This window comes from Mucilaginibacter sp. (assembly GCF_039207105.1).
Lineage (GTDB): Bacteria > Bacteroidota > Bacteroidia > Sphingobacteriales > Sphingobacteriaceae > Mucilaginibacter.
Genome location: NZ_JBCECK010000015.1, coordinates 13,097 through 36,198, shown reverse-complemented (window position 1 = coordinate 36,198; position 23,102 = coordinate 13,097). Strand labels below are relative to the sequence as shown.

General features: G+C 40.0%; 13 protein-coding genes and 1 tRNA gene. 2 read left to right on the top strand and 12 right to left on the bottom strand.

Features of this window, described 5'->3' with window-relative positions:
• Positions 1-236: 236 nt before the first annotated feature.
• The 10 genes from AAGC65_RS05200 to AAGC65_RS05155 all read right to left on the bottom strand — a co-directional run bounded on the left by AAGC65_RS05200 (position 237) and on the right by AAGC65_RS05155 (position 16,140).
• Positions 237-310 (bottom strand) — tRNA-Asp (locus AAGC65_RS05200).
• Positions 311-519: 209 nt separating this feature from the next.
• Positions 520-2,910 carry a hypothetical protein gene (locus tag AAGC65_RS05195; protein ID WP_343111355.1) on the bottom strand — a complete coding sequence of 797 codons (2,391 nt, stop codon included), beginning with the start codon at positions 2,908-2,910 and terminating at the stop codon, positions 520-522.
• Positions 2,911-2,958: 48 nt separating this feature from the next.
• Entirely contained in the window at positions 2,959-4,131 is a 1,173-nt protein-coding gene (locus AAGC65_RS05190) for a DUF4249 domain-containing protein (RefSeq protein WP_343111354.1), read from the bottom strand.
• Positions 4,132-4,172: 41 nt separating this feature from the next.
• Positions 4,173-6,956 (bottom strand): TonB-dependent receptor, encoded by a 2,784-nt coding sequence (locus tag AAGC65_RS05185; protein WP_343111353.1) that lies wholly within the window; start codon positions 6,954-6,956, stop codon positions 4,173-4,175.
• An 88-nt stretch (positions 6,957-7,044) separates the two neighbouring features.
• A complete protein-coding gene (locus AAGC65_RS05180) occupies positions 7,045-7,794 on the bottom strand; it encodes a hypothetical protein (protein ID WP_343111352.1) in 750 nt (249 codons plus the stop codon).
• Between the two features lie 482 nt (positions 7,795-8,276).
• Positions 8,277-11,336 (bottom strand): translation initiation factor IF-2, encoded by a 3,060-nt coding sequence (infB, locus tag AAGC65_RS05175; protein ID WP_343111351.1) that lies wholly within the window; start codon positions 11,334-11,336, stop codon positions 8,277-8,279.
• Between the two features lie 59 nt (positions 11,337-11,395).
• Entirely contained in the window at positions 11,396-12,631 is a 1,236-nt protein-coding gene (nusA, locus tag AAGC65_RS05170; protein WP_343111350.1) for a transcription termination factor NusA, read from the bottom strand.
• A gap of 3 nt (positions 12,632-12,634) precedes the next feature.
• On the bottom strand, positions 12,635-13,099 hold the full coding sequence (gene rimP, locus AAGC65_RS05165) for a ribosome assembly cofactor RimP (protein ID WP_343111349.1): 465 nt from the start codon (positions 13,097-13,099) through the stop codon (positions 12,635-12,637).
• A 132-nt stretch (positions 13,100-13,231) separates the two neighbouring features.
• Positions 13,232-13,546: a hypothetical protein gene (locus tag AAGC65_RS05160; protein WP_343111348.1), complete on the bottom strand. Its 315-nt coding sequence runs from the start codon at positions 13,544-13,546 to the stop codon at positions 13,232-13,234.
• 230 nt (positions 13,547-13,776) lie between these two features.
• Complete coding sequence (locus AAGC65_RS05155) at positions 13,777-16,140, bottom strand: prolyl oligopeptidase family serine peptidase (protein WP_343111347.1); 2,364 nt, start codon at positions 16,138-16,140, stop codon at positions 13,777-13,779.
• A gap of 90 nt (positions 16,141-16,230) precedes the next feature.
• Between AAGC65_RS05155 and AAGC65_RS05150 the strand changes: the two genes are divergently transcribed.
• Positions 16,231-16,749 (top strand): GNAT family protein, encoded by a 519-nt coding sequence (locus AAGC65_RS05150; protein ID WP_343111346.1) that lies wholly within the window; start codon positions 16,231-16,233, stop codon positions 16,747-16,749.
• Positions 16,750-16,762: 13 nt separating this feature from the next.
• Here the strand turns inward: AAGC65_RS05150 and AAGC65_RS05145 are convergent, their stop codons facing one another.
• Entirely contained in the window at positions 16,763-18,589 is a 1,827-nt protein-coding gene (locus AAGC65_RS05145; RefSeq protein WP_343111345.1) for an FAD-dependent oxidoreductase, read from the bottom strand.
• Positions 18,590-18,676: 87 nt separating this feature from the next.
• On the opposite strand from AAGC65_RS05145, the gene AAGC65_RS05140 reads away from it, so the two are divergent.
• Positions 18,677-19,213 (top strand): YfiT family bacillithiol transferase, encoded by a 537-nt coding sequence (locus AAGC65_RS05140; RefSeq protein ID WP_343111344.1) that lies wholly within the window; start codon positions 18,677-18,679, stop codon positions 19,211-19,213.
• Between the two features lie 96 nt (positions 19,214-19,309).
• On the opposite strand, the gene AAGC65_RS05135 is transcribed toward AAGC65_RS05140, so the two are convergent.
• Positions 19,310-23,041, bottom strand: a complete 3,732-nt coding sequence (locus tag AAGC65_RS05135; RefSeq protein ID WP_343111343.1) for an ATP-binding protein — start codon at positions 23,039-23,041, stop codon at positions 19,310-19,312.
• Positions 23,042-23,102: the final 61 nt, after the last annotated feature.

Below are 23,102 nucleotides of genomic sequence, written 5' to 3'. Positions count from 1 at the left end.
AGTGAAACAAAATTGATTATTCCATCATTTGCAATCAAGATGTTCACTCGCTGAACATCTTATAAATCAGTTACTTATGGTGTTTTTGGTGAGCATTTTTCCAGCTTTAATATGCTCACCGAATTGCTCACCTTTTTTATGCTAAAACATGCATAATTTGGTGTATTTCGGCTAAACAAAAAAGCCTGTAAATCGATGATTTACAGGCTTTTAGTCAATTTTTACATTGTTTTCTGCGGAATGGACGGGACTCGAACCCGCGACCCCATGCGTGACAGGCATGTATTCTAACCAGCTGAACTACCACTCCGTTTTTTTCGGTGTGCAAATATACGCAGCTTTTTGTATTACGCAAATGATTTTTCAAAAAAATCTGTTTTAAATTCTCTTTCCAAGTCCTTTTTGATCTTTAAAAGGCGACGTCGCATATCTAAAAAACATCATAAATAACTCAATATCAACTATCAATAAACACCATCTATCGTTAAAATCCCTGCTCATTTTTTTTGAAAAAAATATTTATTTCACTTCAAAGTCGAAATATTGGCTCCCAATTTCCCCATTACTGGTTATTCCCTGAATCAAACCTATATATTTTCCCTTTTCATCTGAGGTATAAAAAGACAACTGAACTTTTCCCGCTGCGGTTATATTAACATTAGGTTGCCAGTACAGCAAATTCCTAAAATCGGGTATCCGACTTTTAACTGCATCCTCTGTATCATAAATCGGCGAATAAAACTCTCTTTGCAACTGCAAGCCCTCATAATCAAGTATTACGGCGTGCGGATCTACTTCAACACCACCGAGGTCGCCTTTATAGGTGGTATAACTCAATATGCCTTCTTGTACAGAAGGGCCATAAAAATACCTGTCTCTTATCACTTCAAGCTTTCTTACTTTCAACGGATCAATAGCTATCACTTTGTCCATATTAAATACCGGCACATCATCCAGCATTACCAACGGATCGCCATTTAAAAACCCATTATCGTTCATCACTTTTATATGATATCTTTTTTGTGACCGTACCACGTTTACCTCCCTGATATATTCCCGCAGCACTTCTTCCATAGTTGTAAAGCGGGTGTAATTATCTAAAAGATAGGTTTTATAAGGCTTTCCGTAAAAGCCAGCACTATCAACTCCGGGATTATAAAATTGCTTTATTTTATTACTTGCATATATATTTTGTACCTGCATACCTAAGCTATGCACTTCTATTGCACTCTGCATACCTGGTGTTAAATTAAATTTAGCATTGGTATTTTTTGAGTACTGTTCCGAAAACGGGCTTAAAACATCTATACGAAAATTAGTATCGCGCTCTGAATTTGTTTGAACTATAATTTCACCTGCACCAAACAGTTGTTTGGTATTAAATACCAATCTTCCCAGAGAATCACTTTTAGAGGCGTACAGCTGTACTCTTTTACCCGGAACACTCAAATAGACCACCAAATTGTCAGCTGGCGCTCCAGTGACCCCATTTACCACTTTAGCTGATATCAGGTGATCGTCATACTCTGGAAGAAAATTAAATGCTGGCTTTGCGTTACTTAATATACTATTCCATTGAAATCTTCGCCATCCTTGCGAAAGCATCAGATTATCGATGGCTGCATCAGTTTCAGCATTAATATTTTTAAAATAATAATCAGGCGATTCAACATAGCCTCGCAAATCAGACTTCAGCCAGAGATAATTAACAATATCATCCCTGTCAGCATGTTGCAAAGAATCGATACGATAAACAGCTAATGATAAATTAGCCGGCAGATAAGTGCCAGAAACATTTTTTACCCCGATATTCAGCCCCACCCTCTTGCGTGGGGCATACTGAGACTGATCTGTTGCGGCTTCAATGAGTACCTGCTGCTTGGGCCTTTTAAAATAAAGCCGTTCGCATACCGGCTGCCTGGCACTATTAAAAATAGTAATGTGCGATACCCCTTCGCCCAGCTTGTCTTTATCAATAGTAAAGCCGGCCACACCGGCATTTAAATTGACATTAGCAACAACTTTAACTGTTTGTCTGGTATGGGCCAATAGGTATACTTCGTCTGAATTGATACCTGCACTCCTCACTGTAATTTCGAGCCGAGGGCCTCCGTCATCCTTCAGCTGCATTACATAACCCTGATTACTAATAGCTGGGAGGTCTTTCTTAACAGCAGTCCTCTTCCCAACTTTAATAACAGCTTTATAAACACCATTTGCCTCTGGTACGAACACAAAGCTCCCAATACCAAATTTTAATGGCTGAAACCGGACTACAGTATCGTTATGCTGGTCAACAATAGCACCATTATAAGTTGTAAGTCCCCGGCCATCAGGCGCAGTCACCTTGAATGCTACTTTACTTGCAATACCTCCTACTAAGTTTCCACCTTCCGGGAACAATTGAATATCATAAGTTGCAGTTTGCTCTTTGGCAGCTTGCTCTAAAGGCTTAAAAGTATTTATAATGGTTAGCTGCTTTTCAAAATAATAATCGGGGCTAAAGTTTTTCATCCAGTTGGTATAGGCCCTTAGTTTGTAATTCCCGCTAACTGCCGTTACCGGAATATACAGGGAGCCCGAACCTATGCCATTACTCATAGCTATTTTGGCTTGCATTATTGCACCCTGGTTATTGTCAAGTACATCTACATAAACCACTTTGCTCAGGTTAAGCGATTTGTGAAAACTGGCGTCAACACAATAAATTTTAAACCAGATAATTTCTCCGGTTAAATAAGCGCTTTTATCTGTATTTACAAATATCTTTTCCTGTAGTGTTAACTGCTGGTTCTGGACAAAACTGTTTTTAATTTGGCTTATTCCCTGTGCCGCACATATAGTTTGCAGTAGCAACAATATTAAAACTGGTGTAAATACATTTTTAATACATCCTTTAATTTTCTCCATAGTCAAAATACAGTTGTTTAATTTATTCGTAGCAGCAATACCATTTAACTATTTCTCTTTCCAAAACAAAGGTTGCATCACCCGGCCTCTTATGGTACAATCTGTACATCCTGCTGAAGTATAGAGGTAACCTTCTACTCTAAAATTTCCAAATGGGACTACCGGAATACCATTCCCTTTGATAATAAGATCTTCTACATCATTATGACCACTTTTAGGAGCACTATAATATGCGGTATCAAGTGGGCCGCAATCATAAGGGTATTTTGCAATCCAGTCCGTCGGCAATTGTGAATTATCAATAAATATTCTTTTTGACTGTATATCAGTAATACTTACATAACCGATAACAGGTTCGGCCGGATCATTTATATTATGAATATTTCCTTGTAACTGCGAAGGCTGGGCATCAAATATACTACCCAATTGTTCAGTGTTTTTCCGCATATTTTCCCAAAACTGGTAGCCTTCTTTGGTTAGCGCATATTGTTTTAATAATATAGTATACCTCAATTCCAGCTTTTCGGAAGTATTTGGAATTGTTGTTATTGGCCCCTGAGCTATTACATCCTGCACAAGTTTTTCTGATGAACCCAATATAATATTGCTTGACTTATCACCGGCAAAGCAGAAATATACAAGTTCATTTATGCGCCGCCCTCGCACTTCCTTAGTTACGGTATCAACTATATAACCTGATTGATACCGGGTATGAAATCTCCATGTTTCTGCGTAATCCCAGCGGTAGTAACGTGTATTATTGGTAGCGTTATGTGTACTTACATACAATTGAAGATTATTATTTTTCGGAAAAAAACCAATACTATCTATAGGTGGATTTTGCCTCACCTCTACATAATCTGAAGCATACTCTTTGCCTGTAGGATCTTTTAGATGAAGACGATATTTTTTTGAAATATCAAGATGCATAGGACCAATATCATATTTACCATTGCCTTCTGGCTTTAGCGTATAGCCATTCCCTTGTGCATCTTCAACAACTACACTAAAATTGCTTACAGCCTGCGTGCTTACATTTTCGGTCAATTTCACTGTTCTGCTCAGGTTGATCACGGTTGAATCATTCCCGCTGTTAATCACCCCTTCAACTACTAAATAATGATTATCACTACTTACCACAGGCGGGTTGTATGGCTTTTTACAGCCCCATACAATAGCCCCTATCACCAATAAACAGTATATATTTTTAATTTTCACCATCTTAAAATTAAATTGCCTGTATATATCATATCATACAGTTATTAAAACCTGATGTTATAGTTAATAAATGGTATTGGTTTAGCAAATATGGATAGCTTAAACCCGTTAATTACCCCACCTTGCTGCGTAAAATACGTTGAATACGCATTTTGCCTGCCAGTAAGGTTATAAATGCCTATAGTAAATGAGTTATGTGTTAACTGATGTACCTTATGGTTACCTTCAATATTCATTGAAAAATCAGACCTGAAATAATCTGGTATTCGATACTCATTTCTGTCTGAATAATAAATACGTTCCGAACCACCGTAATAATATTTGGCAATTGGCAAAGTTATAGGCCGGCCGGTACTATAAGTAACATTTAATGATATGCTAAACCTGTGCGAAAACCTGTAATTACCTATAAAATTAAAATCATGTGGTTTATCAAAGTTGGCTGGATAATAAGCCCCTCCATTAATTAATTCGCCGGCGTTTATGTCGTCCTGTTTCAAAAATGTACGTGAATAAGTATAGCTTATCCACCCATTGGCTTTACCTGTAGCTTTTTTAATCAGGAACTCAATTCCGTATGCTTTGCCATCGGTGCTTAGTACATCATTTTCAATGTGGTGATTGAGAATGAGGTTAGCACCACTCCGGTAATCAAGGTAATCCCTTAATCTTTTATAATACACTTCAACCGAAGTTTCGATGGTGTTTGATTTCAGGTTACGGTATATACCTAATGATACCTGATCGCCATATTGTGGTTTAATGTTAGGATCGCTAAGCTGCCAAACATCGGTTGGTGCAATGGCCGTGGTATTGGAAAGCAAGTGGATATACTGCCTTAATGTATTGTAGCCTGCTTTTAGGGATGTATTATCGCCCAGGTTATAGCGTGCAGATAGTCTGAACTCGGGCCCGGAATAGGTTTTGATCACCTTATTTTTTGTATAGCTTGTGCTATCAATAAGGTTAGCACTGGTTTTGGGCAGGCCCGGTGCATAATTATAAACCGTTTGCGGCCCCAGGTAGTTGTATAACGAATACCTGATACCTGCGCTTAACGACAGGTCGTCGGTAATGTCATATTTATCACCTACATAAGCGGCACTTTCCAGTGCTTGTTGTGCAGGTATTACATCAGGCATTACCAACGATTGTGTATTATTCGGCTGCAGGTTGCCTGGATGCAATTTGTAGTAAATAGAACTTGCACCAAAATTGATCGTGTTTTTACGGTTAAGATAATAGGTAAAATCGGCCTTTAGGTTTGTTTGGTTGATATCAAAATTAAGCCTGTAGGCATTTACAGCATTATCAAAACTTGCAATATCATATTGATAATGATCAATACCGGTTGTAATTACACTGAATAGCTTGTCGTTAAAGTTATGCTTCCATTTAATATTGATGTTTTTATTGCTGTAACTGTAGGCGGTATCACTGTTTAATTTAAACTTATCCTTACTCAGGTAACTTGTTATGTAAATATTATTTTTATCATCAATTTGATGGCTTATATCCAGATTAAAATCATAAAACGATGCCTGACTATGCTTGTACGCCTCGGGAAGCAGATTGAGTAACCAATCAGAGTAAGTAACACGTCCGCCAAATATAAAAGAGGTCTTATCCTTAATAATGGGCCCTTCTACATTGAGCCTGCTGGTCAATAAGCCTATACCGGCCGATCCGGTGAATTTCTTTTTGTTTCCCTCCCTATCGGTTATATCAAGCACCGATGATAAGCGCCCACCAAATTTTTCAGGTATACTGCTTTTGTATAGCTCAATATCTTTTACAATATCAGGGTTAAATGCCGAGAAAAATCCGAAAAAATGCGACGGGTTATAAATGGTAGCGTCATTCAGCAATATCAAATTTTGATCGGCCGAGCCGCCACGCACGTTAAATCCGGTCGATGCTTCACCCACTGTTTGTACCCCGGGCAACGTAAGTACCACACGCAATACATCGGCCTCGCCAAATACAGTGGGTACCTGTTTAATGCTTTTAATATCAAGGTGATTTACTCCTAATTGTACATTACGCACGTTGGCAACCTTTTCGGCCGATATTTTTACCTCCTTCAAACTCGTTACCTGCTCCTGCATATCAATATTTAACTTACCATCAGAGTACAATATAATTTGCCGGCGGGTATCGCGCATGCCAATACCACGAATACTTAAGATCTGCCTACCTTTGGGCAACGTAATAGTAAAATAGCCAAATTGATCTGTAGCTACACCCGTTTTGGTGTTGGTAACATAAATACTGGCTCCAACCACCGATTCGCCCGATTTACCTTCACGTACATAACCAGACAGTGTAGCTTTACCCGGCTCAACCGTATTTGTTTTTATCCCTATTTCGTAAAGTTTATTCTCAGTAGTAGCTTCAGGGACTTTTACCTCCTTTTCATCTGTAAAATTAGCAGTAGCAACATTCGTAACTATGTTAGGCGATGATTGATTAACTCCAGGTTTATTTCCAAAAAAATCAGCAGCCAACCTGGTTTGAATTTCGCGACCGCGGGTAAGGAATACCTGATGTCCGGATGTTATAGCATAACGAAAATTTGTGTTCTTAAAGGCCATTTCCAAAACAGCTTCAAGAGGTTTATTGCTTAGCTGAATGGTAACCTTAAGGCTATCAAACTGTAAAGGATTGTAATAAAAATGATAATCTGTTTTAGCTTCCAGTTCAGCAACTACCTGGCTAATGCCAGCCTGTTGAAAGTTTACGCTTATTAACGTCCCCGCATTTTGCTGGGCATAGTTCAGCTTACACAGCATCAAGAAACACAAACTCAAAAAGTAAAGTTTTTTCATTAGCAATTTTATTTTCCCGCTGTTTAATCCGTAAAAATGTATTGAGGTAGCTAATACAGCCCACTACCTTATTATATAGCGCAAACTGTTATTTTGATAACTCATCGTATCGGCTAACTATGGCAATCATAGCCTCTTCTGGTGTTTTTTTAAATTTGATCTTATTGGCTTTTATATACTGCAATAATTCTTTCTTCTTATCTTTTAAAACAGTCAATAGGGCATTTTGCCCGCCTACGCTATAATAATTGTTATCTTTTTTTAAATAAAAGCTAAGGGAGGTGGGCGTAAAGTAGGTTTCGAGCGTATTAGTTCCTGAAGTATTCTGAATAGATTTCGACCGTTTTACAAGCACTACAAGTTCCTTATTATAAACCAAGTCGTAAAAATCATCACGGATTACCGTGTTATTGTTTGCAGAGTCGGCTATAATATGAATGAAGTGATGATTTAGCAGATCAAAACTTTGTACCCGTTCATTAAGCAGCACATATCTTGAAAACTTATTGTACAAAAGCGCTACAAGAACATTCTTGTTAAGATCATACATCATGGGCACATCTTTATAAAATATACCATCATATGTAACTGTGCCTGGTACAAATTCAACCTTATCCAAAAAGTTAGCATTTCCTTTTATTATCGGGCTATAAACATCGTATTCAGGACCATTATACAAACGGGATTGCTGCCCGATAGCGGTATTATATACTTCTTTGATATGATTCAACACGATTTGCTGTGCAGCTGTGTCATGAAGTGATATTTGCCCCAGAACAGGTTTGCTCAGGAGTATGAAGAATATTACAATAAGATATAGGTTTATGATTTTTATCATTAAATGATTTATGAAATGGAATTTACATCTCTTTAACTGAAAATCAAATAATTAAAAAAATAATAGCTGTAAATTCATCCAAATGTATTAATGATGTTACAATTGTCAGGGTCACATAAACACTAAATATTGATATAGCTCTTGAATTTGAGCAATAACCTGGTATTGAAGACCTTCCCGATAGAAAGGATTTATCGCCTGCTTATTAATAAAAATATCAGTGCACACTAAACCCAGACAGCTACCATCAGTCTATCCATTATAATTTAATTTATAATAACTATTTTATGAAAGCTCTAAAAATAATAGCTGTTGCCTTAGTTGCAACATTTGCCTGCACTGCAGCAAATGCTCAAACACGTCACCGTCATCATCGTGTACACCATCGTCATCATCATATGGTACACCATCATCACAAAATGTAAAATAAAAAAGGCCCTTGACAAGGGCCTTTTTTATTTTCTATGCCATTAGCAAAACTGTTACAATTTACGTTTTACTTCTACATTTTCATAAGCTTCAACAATGTCACCTACTTCAATGTTATTAAAGTTTTGAATGTTTAATCCGCACTCATAACCTGTAGATACTTCTTTAACATCATCTTTGAAGCGTTTCAATGATGCCAGTTCACCAGTGTATATTACTACACCATCGCGTATTACACGTATTTTGCTGTTACGGTTAATTTTACCATCAAGCACCATACAACCTGCAATGGTACCAACTTTACTGATCTTAAAGGTTTCACGTATCTCAACGTTGGCAACAATTTTCTCTTCAAAGGTTGGTGCAAGCATACCTTCCATCGCGGCTTTGATCTCATTGATCGCATCGTAAATGATAGAGTATAACCTGATATCTATTTGCTCAGCTTCGGCCAATTTACGGGCACTTCCTGACGGACGAACCTGGAAACCTATAATGATCGCATCAGAAGCCGATGCCAGCAATACGTCAGATTCAGATATCTGACCAACCGCTTTAGATATGATGTTAACCTGTATCTGCTCTGTTGATAATTTAAGTAAGGAATCGGATAATGCTTCGATAGATCCATCCACGTCACCTTTAACAATAATGTTAAGTTCCTTAAAGTTACCAACTGCCAAACGACGGCCAATTTCATCAAGCGTGATGTGTTTCTGGGTGCGTAAACCTTGCTCACGTTGTAATTGTAAACGTTTGTTAGCAATTTCGCGTGCTTCCGGTTCGCTCTCCAAGGCGTTAAATTTATCACCCGCTGTAGGTGCGCCCTGCATACCTAACACTTGTACCGGTGTTGAAGGCCCTGCAGATTCAACTCTTTGACCGCGCTCATTAGTTAACGCCTTAACACGACCGCTGTAACAGCCTGCCAGTATCGGGTCGCCTACTTTTAACCTGCCTGCCTGTACCAATATGGTAGTTACTATACCACGGCCTTTATCTAAGGCTGCTTCAATAACAGTACCTACTGCACGTTTTTTAGGGTTAGCCTTTAACTCAAGCAATTCAGCTTCCAGTAATACTTTTTCTAAAAGCAAGTCAACATTTAAACCTGTTTTAGCTGATATTTCCTGGGTTTGATATTTACCGCCCCACTCTTCAACCAGAATATTCATGGCCGAAAGTTGCTCACGCACCTTATCAGCATTAGCTCCTGGCTTATCAATTTTGTTGAAGGCGAAAATAATAGGTGCTCCGGCAGCCTGCGCGTGGTTTATGGCCTCGCGGGTTTGCGGCATCACACTATCGTCAGCAGCAATTACTATAATTACAATATCTGTAACCTGCGCACCCCTTGCACGCATAGCGGTAAACGCTTCGTGACCAGGTGTATCCAGGAAGGTGATTTTACCTTTATCGCCCGGCAAAGTTACCTCATATGCACCAATGTGCTGGGTAATACCGCCGGCCTCGCCGCCTATTACGTTTGTTTTACGTATAAAGTCAAGCAATGATGTTTTACCGTGGTCAACGTGACCCATAATGGTTACGATTGGCGCACGAGGTATCAGATCGGCCGGATCATCAATCTGGTCAAGGTTAGCTTCTTCATCCTGCGGTTTTACAAACTCAATCTGGTAACCAAACTCATCGGCAACAATGCTCAGTGTTTCGGCATCAAGCCTTTGGTTAATAGATACGAACATCCCCAGGCTCATACAGGTAGATATGATCTGTGTTACAGATACATCCATCATTAGCGCCAATTCGTTTGCAGTTACAAACTCTGTAACTTTCAATACTTTTGACTGTAATTCCTGCTCCAGTGCCAGTTCTTCTGCCGAAGAGGCTACATCATCACGTTTTTGACGACGGAATTTGGCCCTTTGCGCAAATTTACCTGACTTACCGGCACCGCTTAAACGGGCCAGTGTTGCCTTGATCTGGTCTTGTATATCTTTTTCTGATGGCTCCTCTTTCGGAACATTGTTTTGAGGGGCATTCCTGTTCCTGAAATCAGGACGATTGCCGCCACCCTGGTTAGGGCCACCTGCGTTTGGATTGTTACCACGGTTCCTGAAATCAGGACGATTAGGATTAATGGTTCCACTGGCCGGTGGCTGGTTATGACCACCTCCCTGCTGTTGTGGATGGTGCTGATGATTGTTGCCACCGCCTTGTCCACCACCTTGCTGAGGATTTCCCTGATTATCTTTACGCTTTCTTTTACGTTTATGATCAGCATTATTGGCGTTTGATGAAGATGCTATCGGGTTACGCTTAGGAGCGTTAACCGGTAACTGTATCTTACCAATCACGTTAGGGCCGGTCAATCTTTCGGCCTTAGCCCTGATCACATCAGGCTCCTGGGTATTTTGCTCTTCTGCAACCGGCTCTGAGGCAGGTGCAGGTGCAACAACAGGAGCTGGTGCAGGGGTCGGTGCTTTTGGCTCTTCGGCTTTAGGTGCTTCAGCAACAACCGGTTTGGGTTCTTCAACCTTTGGTGTTTCCACTTTAGGCGTCTCTTCCACTTTAGGTGCTTGCGCAATTACCTCTTTGGGTGTTTCTGCCTTAGGCTCTGGTTTTGGCTCCGGCACCACTACTTCTGGCTGCTTAACAACTTCAACAGGTTTAACTTCTGCTGTTTTTTCAGCAGGCGCCTGCGGTTTTGCATTTAAATTATTAAGGTCAATTTTACCAACTACCTTAACACCTGGCAAAACGTCATTACGCTCTTCAGTCTTTTCTGGCGCTGAAGGCTCAACCGGTTTTGGTTTTTCTGCCTGTGGCGAAGCATATTGACCAGCATTTTTGATCAATATCTCTTCGTTCTCAAAATCTCTTGAGCGGCGGTTATCAACCGGTTTTTCCGGAAACGGAGCAGGTTCTTCTTTTCTGATCTTACCGATACTGATCTGCTTGGCTTCCTCCTTAATACTTTTGTCCACAGCAAACTCCTTCAACAATGCGGTATACATGTCGCCATCCAGCTTAGCCATAGGTTGCTTTTCAACTTTATAGCCTTTTGTAGCCAAAAAATCGACAATGGTACCCATACCAATGTTGAGTTCTTTTACTGCCTTAATTAATTTTATTGATTTGTCTTCTGACATTTATTAAATTTTCTCTGCTAATTATCGCAAAAATACGATTTTAATTTTGGTTATTATGCTTATTCAAACTCAGCATTCAATATTGATAGCACTTCTTTTATAGTTTCTTCTTCCAAATCTGTGCGTTTTACCAATTCTCCTACTGTTAAAGCAAGTACCGACTTAGCTGTATCTAAACCAATTCGTTTAAATTCATCGATGATCCAGCTATCAATTTCATCTGAAAACTCTTCGATATCCACATCTTCGTCATGCTCATCGGCTTCACGGTAAACATCAATTTCGTAGCCGGTTAACTTGCCTGCAAGTTTAATATTGTGACCACCACGACCAATAGCTAATGATACCTGATCGGGTTTTAAATATACTGCAGCGGTCTTTTTCTCATCATCAAGCTTAATTGAAGTGATTTTTGCCGGAGATAACGCACGCTGAATATATAACTGAATATTGTTGGTAAAGTTAATTACGTCAATATTTTCATTCTTCAATTCACGCACTATACCATGTATACGTGATCCTTTCATACCCACACAGGCACCTACCGGATCAATACGGTCATCATATGATTCAACGGCAACCTTTGCTCTTTCGCCTGGCTCACGCACAATTTTTTTGATAGTGATCAATCCGTCGAAAATTTCCGGTACTTCCAGCTCAAATAAACGTTGTAAAAACTCAGGAGCGGTACGTGATATGATAATTTTAGGGTTGCTGTTCAGCATATCTACCTTATATACAACCGCTTTTACGCTATCACCTTTTTTAAAGTAATCGGCTGGTATCTGCTCGGTTTTTGGAAGCAACAATTCGTTACCTTCATCGTCAAGTACCAAAGTTTCTTTTTTCCAAACCTGGTAAACCTCACCTGTAACAATTTCACCAACACGGTCTTTATATTTTTTAAATATCTCGTCTTTTTCCAGTTCCAAGATTTTTGAAACCAGTGTTTGGCGAGCTGCTAAAATAGCACGACGGCCAAAGCTTTCCAGCGTGATCTGCTCAATCTGCTCATCACCCACTTCCAGGTCGGCGTCAAAAAGCTTAGCTTCGGCCAGTTCTACTTCCAGGTCATCATCTTCGCTAAAGCCATCCTCAACCACCTGGCGTGTACGCCAAATTTCCAAGTCACCATTATCCGTATTAACAATTACGTCACAGTTTTCGTCGGTGCCAAACTTTTTCCTGATCATGCTTCTGAAAACGTCTTCCAGAACGCTCATCATGGTTGGGCGGTCAATGTTCTTGAAATCTTTAAATTCCTGAAAAGAATCAATTAAATTAATATTGCTCATTTTCTACTTGAATGATATTAAAACTTTTGTTTCTGTTATTTGATCAATCGGGATAACGCTTTCAACAGTTTCAGCTTTTTTTCCCTTTTCCTTTACTTTTTCCTGAATGATAACAGCATCTTCTGTTATAGCTGTCAGCACCCCTTCTCTTTTGGCCCCATCGGCCATTTTTATACCCAGGTTGCGCCCTACATTTTTGGCGTACTGCCTTGGTGATGACAGCGGAAAATCAATCCCGGGCGATGATACTTCCAGGTTATAAGCAGTTTCGATCACATTTTCCTCTTCCAGATGGAAGCCAACATGCCTGCTTACCTGTACACAATCATCAATCCCAACACCGTTATCACCGTCAATCAACACAATTAGTTTTCCGTTCGAGTGCATTTTAACATCTACTAAAAACAAATTGGGCTTATCGGCAATCTTTTCTTCAACCAGCTCTTTTACCCTTTTTTCAATATTCATTACCCTTCGATATTTTTGATTGATAATTTGATCGATAAAATAAAAGAGGGGACTAAATTGCCCCCTCTTTTATTTTATCAGGTGCAAATATACATAATTATATTTGATTTTCAAGCAATTCAGCGCAGTTTATTACTTAAATTCCAAATCAGAATACTGTAAACTTCCTGGTCTGTTACGCCCCGTAACAAAATCAGTAACCTTGGTACCGGCATCAAATTTATAATACCGTACAAAATACTTTTGATTGGTTATAAATGGAGTATCAGGTACAAAAATAACGGCGTTATCCTGAACATGGTATATTCCGGGCTGTACCGGCTGATAATTTTTTAAATCAGTATCGGCAGGCATACGGTAAACCGGTATCAGCGCCTGCCAGTTGCCTCCGGCAGAATCGCGTGCGATCTCTTGCACAATAGCTTTATCGAGTCCTGTAATCTTCACCGACTTCCTGCCGTTAACCACACTTACCTGAATTACGGGAGCCTGTGGGCTATTGATACAACCCGTAAGGAAAAAAAATAAAAATATCCAAATATAACAAGTCCGTTTCTTCAAGAGACGCTTGAATAGAGGCGAAGACTCACCCCGGCATCGCTTCGCTGGCCGACCCTCTCTTTGGCTGCGCCAGAAAGAGGGTAATAACTTTGGACGCTTGCAGTTCAATCCCTCCATCACTTTTTAAGCGTTTGCTCAAACAGTTTAAATATACGTTTGTACTCATCTGTCCAGCTGCTTGGTTGTTCAAAGCCGTGATCTTCTACCGGGTATGAGGCCAGTTCCCAGTTCTCCTTATGTAGCTCTATTAGTTTTTGGGTAAGTCTGATGATGTCCTGGTAATTCACATTCTGATCGATCATGCCGTGCAGCATCAGCAGGTTACCTTTTAAACCATTAGCAAAATATATAGGCGAGCTTTTACGATAAGCGTTTTCATCGGTAAAAGGTTCGTTCAAAATATTAGAGGTGTAGCCATGATTATAATGCGCCCAGTCAGTCACCGAACGAATAGCGCCGCCTGCGGTAAAAACATTGGGCTCTGTAAACATACCCATCAGCGTAATAAAACCACCATATGAACCGCCATATAAGCCAACATGTTTAGGGTTAACACCAAACTTTTCAACTAAATATTTTACGCCATCTACTTGGTCGGTAAGGTCTTTACCCCCCATGTGGCGGTAAATTCCGGTACGCCAGTCGCGGCCGTAGCCCGCGCTTGCAGTATAGTCAATATCCAATACGGTATAGCCATTATCGGCCAGCATATTGTTAAACATATACTCCCGGAAGTAATAGCTCCAGGAGTAGGTTACTTCCTGCAAGTATCCTGCGCCGTGTACAAAAATAACTGCCGGTTTTGCCGGATTTGCTTTTTTAGGCAGATACTGGCGCGCGTAAACATCATTGCCATAACGGTTTTTAAAGGTAATGATCTCGGGATCGCGCCACGGGTATGAGGTGAATTCAGGTGATACAGAATGAGTTACCTGCACTGCTTTTGCCCCGGGTTTATTCGCTTGAATATATAACTCCCAGGGCTTGTTGGAATAAGAGTAACGGATAGCCAGCCATTTTTCATCTGGCGATAAGGTTACCTCGTTACCCCCTTTCATGCCGGTTATTTTAACTGGGTTGCCCCCACTTACCTGGATACTGTAAAAATCAGTAACGCCCGGGTGATCTATATTTGCAGTAAAATAAAATGTTTTTTTATTATTGGATAGCTGCAAGGTTTGCACCTCCCATTTGCCGCTGGTCAGTTGTTTTTTCACGCCGCTCAGCACATCAACCAAATAAATGTGCGAATAGCCGCTGGCTTCGCTCTGAAAATAAAAATGTGTGTTATCAACAAAGCCGACATTACCTGCTTCGGAGTTTTCTATACCCGGACCACCTACCCAGGCTTCATCGCGCTGGCGGTCAAGCAGGGATAATTTACCGGTCACCGGGTCAAGGCGCATAATCCAGCGGTCTTTATTATCCTGTGAACTGATTACTACAACGGCGTTTTTGCTATCATCGCTCCAAAACGGGCCGGCAACCGTTACCTCTCTATCAGCATTCTGCTTTTTCTTTTCGGCCAGCTCATTGGGGTAATTTTTCAGATAATCAGGCAGATCCTTTATGCCGGGGATATCATTGGTTAAAACCGGATATACCGACTGGCGACGGGTATCAAAAATAAACATTCGTGAAGTTGAAGATGGCCTGCCAACTTTTGACCGGTTGGGGATATCTTCTGTAAATCCTGAAGCTGTTACATAGTTAGGTACAATGGCATCTTTTACACCGCTGGCCGGTTTAGTAAGCCGGTAGGTTATGTATTTACTATCGGGACTTATTTTAATTGCGTTTACCTTGTCGGTACCTGTAACCAGCTCTTTTAGCTTTTGAGGTGCTAAAGCAGCTGTTTTTGCTGAATCAAGCTTTTCCTCTTTAGTCTCTTTTTTAATAATATCAAAAAGCTCCAGCTGCTGCCTTTTAAGCCATTGTTCCTGATTGTTTAATGGTTCTTCACCATCTTTTTTTGCCGTGCGTACAAAGTTGGTCAGCTGTTTTAGTTGCCCGCTGTTGAGTTTAAGGGCGAACAGGTTGGCGCCTTGCTTAAATACAACCTCGGTACCATCGGCATTAAAAACCGGAGCAGTTTCAGGCTGCTCTGTATTGGTTAGCTGAATAGTACTACCTGTTTTGATATTGGCCAAAAACAGATCGCCATTTTTTTCATAAATTTTCAGTGTACGGCTTTTATTCCAATCGCCATCAGAAGCACTTAAGCTTCGCTGTTCGGCAATGTTTACCTTTTGTGGTTTGGCATTAACAGTCGAAATACTGTATAACTCTCCAGAACCACTTTGGTCAGCATTCCAGTTAAATAATATTTTTTTACTATCGTCGGTCCAGCGAATAGCTGATGGTGATAGCCCGATCCACTTAGGATCGCGCATGATCTTTTCGATGGTAAGTGTATCCAATTTTTGCGCAAAGACGCCGGTAGTATTAATGAGCAGAAGTATTATAAATAATTTTTTCATGAATTAATGAGATGCCTAATGGCAATAAAATGTTTGCAATTTAGCAGTTTCGGCAATCATTGCTATTTTTAGACATTTTATTGTTACAATATGGAACTTCACGGAACGGGCTTTATTTTAAGAGGATGGCTTGATGGCGACGAGGAATCACTGCAAAAACATGCCGATAACCCCAATGTATCTACTTATTTGTTAGACCGTTTTCCCTACCCTTATACCATGAACGATGCCGACAAATGGGTTACCTACATGCGGCATCAAAAAAAACAAACCAATTTTGCTATTGCCATTGATGACCACGTTTGCGGAGGCATAGCTATTGATCTAACGATTGATGCAAATAGTAAATGGGGCGAAATAGGCTACTGGCTTGGCGAACCTTACTGGGGCCGCGGTATTGTAACCGAAGCTGTTAAACTCCTAACCGATTACGCTTTTAAAAATTTAGATGTTATACGTATACAGGCAGGTGTATTTGGCCAAAATGCGGCATCAATGCGGGTATTGGAAAAAGCCGGATATATTAAAGAAGGTATTATGCGCAATGCTATTATTAAACACGGTAAAGTAATAGATAAACACATGTATGCCATACTGAAACCTGAATAATGGCCACTACCAACTAATTCACCATTCTGCCGGAAAGATCAACTGTGCGGGCAAAGGGATTTAAATATTTATTGGCCAAAACAGCAAACTCACGCCGGGTAACCGGACGGTTCATATCAAAATCAGATGTAAACTTGTATTGAGCTTTCCAGGCCTTTTGCATGCCTATTTGCAAGGTTTTAGGATCGGTCAGGGTAATTTCGCTGATGAACGACAGCAGGTTACCCTGGGTAAATTTATCGCCAGGCTTTTCTTTGTTGAACCATAAAAAAGCCCTCGTATAAATCTCTTTAAAAAAGGGTTCAACCTCAGCTGTGCTTACTACAGAATCGGGCATGAAAAGTAATTGGGCGCTATTCCCGTTTACTTTTGATACACCTTTTAGCAAACCGGTAGCACCAACCTGCTGCATCGATCTGAAATAAGGGTCGGCTTGTTTAATATCTGCAAAAGGCAATAAATAAGCTTTAAAATCAAGTAACTCGCCCTGTATAACACGTACGTTTAGTTTTTTTGTAGTGGTTTTAAAGAACGCGCAAAAGGCGGCCGTTGCCCCGGCTCCCTGCCCTACCGCCATTTGAACGGAAGGATACATACTACTGGCATTAACCAGATGCGATACAGACATGGCTTTTTCTGTAACCAGTAAATTATCCATATCCTTTAACACAATTGAACCCAGTGGAATGCTATAAGCCATAAAAGGTGGATAATTGGTTTTAGGTGCTGTACCCTCGCCATAATGCTGCCCAGGTGAGGCATCGCCAACAGCTATAGCTGTACGATACAGTTTAGCCGGGCGGTCGTAAGGTTTGTAAACATCATCAAGCGTCATCCGCAATACTCCCTTTGTACGGGCAGCTTCGCGGATGTATGGGATAAAAGGCAAATGATCAGGTGTTGGAAACTCATCGTCCAAACCCAGGTTTTTAAAACCCAGTTCTGTTTGCAAATAATAAATAAGGCCAAGGGTATGCAAACGTGCCTTAGCATAAAATGCATCCCGATTGGCGAGTTTAAGATCTTCAACCGTGGTTGGATACTGGTTACCACACCCCGCCCATTTGATCATGAATTTATCATTAGGGAGCCTGCCGTCATCAAGCATCTTAGTGATATTTTTACCTTTCAAACAGGCATATTCATTCGCGTCATAACCTTGTGGTTTGATAATCGTCTTATCAGCTTTTTTGCCAAAATCTTTTACAAGGGCTATCCAGGTAATATCCTGTATACGTGGTAAAGCCGATGGAGGGGCCAGCTCCTCGCCGGTATCCTGAGCACTATCAAAACCTGAAACAAACGCTTCACCTGCCTTAGCGGCTACATCGCCGGTTTCGGTTGCGTCAATAACTACTTTGGCTTTTATGGTGGTATTTTTATGGTCAAGGGTAATAGTAACCTGCCAGCCTGTACCATCTTTTTCAATAGCCGTCCAAGGAGTATTAAGTTTTACAGTCAAATTTTTTACGGTATCGGTTATTTTTTTCAGGATGGCCGCCCCGGTATATGGCTCAAAACGCAGGGTAGCGTTTATGGTAGTATCATACCCCAGCCTGTTCTTATAAAAATCTCTTACATGCCTGCGAAATTCGCCCCAGATACCCGATGGCAAATTCCTGTTACCCTCTACCACGCACATCCCCGCTGCGGTCATGCTGCCACCTAGCCAAGGGCCTGGTTCAACCAACATGGTCTTTAATTTACTGCGTGCGCCTTGTATAGCCGCCGCTGTTCCAGCAGCTCCGCCACCAATTACCAAAATCTCTGTTTTAATAGTTTGGGCATAAGTAAATGAGGTATTTAAAAGAAACAGCAGTAAAAATATCTTCTTAATCATCGGTTTAAGCAAATAGGTACTAACCGCTAAATTATAGCAAAGCTTGCGGTAGTTTTAAATTATCCCTAAATTAATTTTTTTTTAACTATGACAGACGAACAGATGAAATTCCCGATAGGGAAATTTGCCCCGCCGGCATCCTATACTAATGAAGATATTCGTAAATGGATAGATGACCTTAAAACCTTACCGGGCAAAGTAAGGCATGCTATAACAGGTTTAAATTATCAAGAGCTGGATACGCCATACCGTACCGGAGGCTGGTCGTTAAGGCAGGTAATACATCACCTGGCCGATAGCCATATGAACTCTATTACCCGGTTTAAACTGGCATTAACTGAAAATAACCCCACTATAAAACCATATGAAGAAGCTGATTGGGCCTTACTACCCGATTACCGTTTGCCTGTAGAACCCTCACTAAAAATGCTGGAAGGCATACATCAGCGCTTTGTGGCCTTGCTGGAAAGCTTTACCGAAAATGAATGGGCCCGGACATTTGTTCATCCCGAATCGGGTGATACGATCTCACTTGTCAGAGCTTTAGCTATGTATTCATGGCATGGCAGGCACCATCTGGCCCATATTACAGAAACGATTAAGAAATTTGCTGTGAAAGCATAGGTGAAAGGGTAAAGGGCAAAGACGAAAGGATAAAGTGAATCATAATTCTTGATGAATGCTCAGCAAACCTTTTGCCTTTGACCTTTCACCTGACACTCAACTTGCCGCTGGGAAACTCAGGTAAAATGATGTGCCGCTGCCGATGGTTGTTTCGAACCAGATTTTACCATTGGCATTTTCAATAGAGTTTTTAACAAACGCAAGCCCTAAACCCGTTCCGGAACTTTTGGTAGTAAAGTTAGGCTCAAATATTTTTTCGCGCATGTTTTCGGGTATGCCGTTACCATTATCTTTTATGGTAAGCAAGACATTTTTACTGGTTATCAGATAGTTAATTTCAATTATTCCCTGCCTGTCAGGCGGGGTAGCCTCAATAGCGTTTTTAAGCAGATTGTTAAAACAGCGTAAAAGCTGGTCGCGGTCGGCACTGATAATAAATGAGGTTTCAGGTGCCTGATAAGCTATATGGATATTATCCATTTGCTTAAATATCGTAACCGCCTGCCCCAGCATCTCAAAAACATTGATCTGTTCTATCCGGGTATCAGGCATCTTGGCAAAAGCCGAAAACTCGGACGCTATTGACGACAGGCTCTCGATCTGCTCTACGAATGATTTGCTGAAACGCTCAAACTTCTGATCAAACTTCGGGTCTTTATCCTTCCATGATTTATCCAACAGCTGCAAGCCCAACTTTAAAGGAGTTAAAGGATTTTTGATTTCATGGGCAACCTGCTTGGCCATTTCGCGCCAGGCACTTTCACGTTCTGATTGTGCCAGTCTGTGCGCGCTATGCTCCAGCGCCGATATCATTTTATTATACTCCTTTATCAATGCACCAATCTCATCATTACGCGCCCATTTAATATGCTCGTTCTTTTTACCGTAGATGGTTTTACTCAGGCTTTCCTGGATAAAATTCAGCGGAGCCGTAATTTGCCGGGCTATAATAATGGCAAAAAGACCGATAGCGATAAACACAATGGCATAAACATTGATCATCACATTTAATAATCCGCTGATACGTTCTTTGTAATCCGCCTCGTTTGAAAAATAAGGCAACTGGATGTAGGCTATAATTTTATTTGAACTGATGATAGGTGCATAAGCTGCTTTATAACTCAATCCGCCAATTTTTTCCTCATTCACAAACTCCGATTTTTGCAGCTTGCTCAAATAAATAAAAGCACGGGCATTCATTCTTTTAGCCGTTAAGCCGTATTCATAAATTTTGGGCTGGGTGGTTACCAAGGGCACACCATTGGTATCAAACAAGGTTAAATCTGTTGAATAGTTATTGGCCAGTTCATTAAAGCTTACCTGGCTTTCTTCGTTCACATTATAGATGTATTTATTAAAAGCACCGGTTTCAAAGGCTGTAACAATACGGGTAATTTTATCACGTATCATTTTATCCTGTTGGGCATGGTACTGGGTACTGATAGATACAAAGGTGATAAAACCTACCATAAGCAACGTTATCATTACTGCGAATATCATGGAGAACTGTATACGCGTACGGTATAATATCCTGTCAAAGTTTATCTTGAAGTACCATTTTATTTCATGATCGCTAATGTTCAATATCCGCATGCGTACCCATACCCACCTGATAACTACTATAGTGCCGCTAAACAACAGCAACAGTACAAAAAAGAATGTAAGTGATGTAACGCTGCTGTATAAAGGATTTTCTTCCTTACTTACAATGATTAAATTACGGTTACTGGGTTTATATATCAGGTGACTGTAATTGGTAAAGCTTTCATACCATTCGCCATTGTTGTTGCTGGTGGTTTTGAGCTGATACTTTTTAATGCTGCCTGTAAATTCTGTATTGTTAAGGGTATATACGTAGTTACCCTTTTGGCTCAGCAATTTATTATCTATATAAAACGCGTAGGAGTAATCTTTAAATTCATCTTCAGATTTGATATGTCCATCTACCAGCAACTCCGGAAACGAACCTGATGGCTGCAAAGGTTTTGACTTTAACTCAATTACCAAAGTACCTAACTGCCGGCCGCCATGCACTACAGGTAATATGGCAAAGTAATTCTGAAACCCAAACGATTCATTTTCCCGATAAAAATAATCAGACACCTTGAATGAGCTGTACAGTACCAGATCTTTAAATACATTTAACGAGTAATTATCATCGGCGATGGGCTGATCCTGCTCATTGTACTCGTGTACCTTAAACTCATACTTGGATAGATAGCCATCAAAATATAGTTTCTGAAAACGGGTCCTGAGAAAATCAGCGTTATGTAGCGCGGTATTGTTAAAGTAGCCAATAATGGCAGAATCGGCGATTATCTGACCTTCTATTTTTTTGAAGATATAATCAGCTGTGGCATCATCCGGAATTTCGAGTTTTTGGATCAGTGCCTCTCGGGTTTCCTGCTCTTTAATATTTTCAAAATGATTAAGCTTAATAGCCGAAATGAGCGAACATATTAATACAATTCCCAGAAACGTTGCTGAATTAAGTCTCCCGTTGTGATATATAAAACCGTAGCCTCTTATAATAATGAGTATGAACAGTAAAATATAAAACGAAGTATATTCCTGGTATAATGCAAAAACAACTGTTGTTAAAACCACACCCAATACCAGCATAAACAACTGATGAGTTCGGGGTATTACTAACTTGAAGCAAATGAACAGGGCAATTTCATTAATGATATAAAATATCAGGAAGCTAAAGCATAACATTAATACCCCAACCAGGCTAAAGCCCGAAAGGCTAAGTACATTGTTAACGTTAAAACCTATTTTTGAATTAATAACCAATCCATAAAATAAGTTAAGCAACAGTGTAGAAGAACCTATAAGTACAACTATACAAGCTGTAGTGATCAGGTAACTTGCAGCCCTGCCAGGCACCGCGACAAACAGCCGGTGCCTTTGCTGATACAGGTAGCTAACAAACCATAGTATATACAGAATATTAATACAAAAATCGCCCAGGGAGGGATAAATGATACTTGAGGCGTAGTATACCGGATTGAATAAAGCAAGCGTGTAAGTAAAATCAAACAGGTTGCTACGCAAGCTAAAATATCTGAACAATATTATAAATACGGCCAACAACGCAACTGATAACATCGCGTAGCCTTTTAAGGCTATATAACTGCAAACTTTATGCATCAAAACGCATAAAACTATAATAGTTAATATCCAGAATATGAGCTCATAGTATACAAAAGCGTAATTAACACTTTGAGGTTTAAGCTTTATTGAAAATAAATATTCGTTGCTGCTGGTATGTACCTCGTAGATATTGTTATCAGAAAAATCGGCAATATCAATATTGTCATCTTTAACAAGATCTTTATCAAAAACATTGCGGAGGTACTGATTTTCAAAGGCGTAGCTGGTTTTTACCGGAATAAAAAAGATGATAGAGAAATCGCCTTTGGTTTTTTTTATGGTTTCGAAATAACCATTAGGTTGTTTTATAAAGGAATAGCCCTCCTTTATGGCCGATAAATTTTCTGGCAAAACTTTTATTCCACTCCAAAATGCCAACCGGTTATTATGAAGTGTTACAAATAAAATGCGGTTTTTAACGGTAACCTCGCTAATATTATTAAGCGCATCCTGCTCATTAGCCGGCAGGTATTTTAGCAGCCTGAATTTTAGCTTATCATTGATCAGCTCATTTACATAAGCTTCCTTTTTATGCAGATTATCTTCGAGTGTTAGGCCAGATTTGACCAGGTTATTTACCGGTGAATAAGTTTTTTGAACAATAATAGCCGTTAATAATAAGCCTATTCCTATAACGGTCAGCAACAAGCGTATTTTCCCGGAGTAAGTCAAATTTCCTTATATAAATAAACCTCAAGTAAATGATACAGGCACTTTGCAGTGCCTGTATTTT

Coding starts and splice junctions, on each gene's coding strand:
- AAGC65_RS05195 (WP_343111355.1), bottom strand. CDS start 2,910: ATGGAGAAAATTAAAGGATGTATTAAAAATGTATTTACACCAGTTTTA.
- AAGC65_RS05190 (WP_343111354.1), bottom strand. CDS start 4,131: ATGGTGAAAATTAAAAATATATACTGTTTATTGGTGATAGGGGCTATT.
- AAGC65_RS05185 (WP_343111353.1), bottom strand. CDS start 6,956: ATGAAAAAACTTTACTTTTTGAGTTTGTGTTTCTTGATGCTGTGTAAG.
- AAGC65_RS05180 (WP_343111352.1), bottom strand. CDS start 7,794: ATGATAAAAATCATAAACCTATATCTTATTGTAATATTCTTCATACTC.
- infB (WP_343111351.1), bottom strand. CDS start 11,336: ATGTCAGAAGACAAATCAATAAAATTAATTAAGGCAGTAAAAGAACTC.
- nusA (WP_343111350.1), bottom strand. CDS start 12,631: ATGAGCAATATTAATTTAATTGATTCTTTTCAGGAATTTAAAGATTTC.
- rimP (WP_343111349.1), bottom strand. CDS start 13,099: ATGAATATTGAAAAAAGGGTAAAAGAGCTGGTTGAAGAAAAGATTGCC.
- AAGC65_RS05155 (WP_343111347.1), bottom strand. CDS start 16,140: ATGAAAAAATTATTTATAATACTTCTGCTCATTAATACTACCGGCGTC.
- AAGC65_RS05150 (WP_343111346.1), top strand. CDS start 16,231: ATGGAACTTCACGGAACGGGCTTTATTTTAAGAGGATGGCTTGATGGC.
- AAGC65_RS05145 (WP_343111345.1), bottom strand. CDS start 18,589: ATGATTAAGAAGATATTTTTACTGCTGTTTCTTTTAAATACCTCATTT.
- AAGC65_RS05140 (WP_343111344.1), top strand. CDS start 18,677: ATGACAGACGAACAGATGAAATTCCCGATAGGGAAATTTGCCCCGCCG.